This is a genomic window from Geobacillus sp. ZGt-1, from assembly GCF_001026865.1.
Lineage (GTDB): Bacteria > Bacillota > Bacilli > Bacillales > Anoxybacillaceae > Geobacillus > Geobacillus thermoleovorans.
Genome location: NZ_LDPD01000013.1, coordinates 145,010 through 145,987, shown reverse-complemented (window position 1 = coordinate 145,987; position 978 = coordinate 145,010). Strand labels below are relative to the sequence as shown.

Genomic DNA, 978 nt, shown 5'->3' with positions numbered 1-978 from the left:
GGTGTGAGTAAAATATTTGTAGGTGAAATGGAGAATGCGAATGGTTGCTTGTGATGATGATCGTGACCACTAAGCGAAATGCTGTAAATGATCATTTTATTTGAATGCCAAGCCACCCGTTTTTTCTGTGAACATAACCATCCACGAATGGTTATGTTCATGCTTGGTGGTGAGCGAAACTTGCTCATGTTCAGAAAACCCACGAAATATTGACGACATTAGACGCTGTCGCACTCCGTTTTTCCCCATGGAATGACGCCGATGGCGAGTGAGTCATCTCCCCGCTTCGTCCATGACAAAAGCGCGAACCATCCTTTGGTCCGCGCTCCTCTTTTCCTCTTTTAGCTCCCCCACTCCTCCGGATTCTCCCGCCATTGCCGCAATGTCGCCAGATCGTGTTCGCTGACGGCGCCAAGGCGGACGGCCGTTTCGATGAGGGTGTTGTAGTCCGTAAGCGTGTAGGCAGGCAAATTCTCTGCGGCAAACGCCTGTTTCGCTTTTTCGAGCCCGTATGTGAAAATGGCGGCGACGCCCAGCACCTCGCAGCCTGCCTCTTTCAAGGCGCGGACGGCCGCAAGCGAGCTGCCGCCCGTCGAGATCAAGTCTTCGATGACGACGACGCGCTGGCCCGGTTCGGCTTGGCCTTCGATTTGTTTTCCTTTGCCGTGTGCTTTCGCCTGGCTGCGGACGTAGCACATCGGCAGCTCAAGCCGCTCGCTCACCCAGGCGGCGTGCGGGATGCCGGCGGTCGCCGTGCCGGCGATGAGGTCCGCTTTAGGGAAATGGGTGCGGATGAGTTCGGCGAGGCCGTCGGCGATCAGGCGGCGCACGCCGGGGTAAGCGAGCGTCAGGCGGTTGTCGCAATAAATCGGCGATTTCAAGCCCGAGGACCAGGTAAACGGTTCATTCGGCTGCAGGGCGACCGCCCCGATTTGAAGCAGTTTGGCGGCGATGTCGTGTTTCATCCTATTTCGCGCA

2 protein-coding genes are annotated in these 978 nt (G+C 56.7%); both read right to left on the bottom strand.

Annotation, left to right across the window (positions count from 1 at the left end; translation table 11 throughout):
- On the bottom strand, positions 1–188 hold a 188-nt coding region (locus VU18_RS19325; RefSeq protein ID WP_236687289.1), incomplete at its 3' end, for a hypothetical protein.
- A 153-nt stretch (positions 189–341) separates the two neighbouring features.
- A complete protein-coding gene (gene pyrE / locus VU18_RS04950) occupies positions 342–965 on the bottom strand; it encodes an orotate phosphoribosyltransferase (protein ID WP_014195405.1) in 624 nt (207 codons plus the stop codon).
- Positions 966–978 lie beyond the last annotated feature (13 nt).

Excerpts from the sequence above, each read along its gene's own strand:
- pyrE (WP_014195405.1), bottom strand. The coding sequence starts at position 965 with ATGAAACACGACATCGCCGCCAAACTGCTTCAAATCGGGGCGGTCGCC.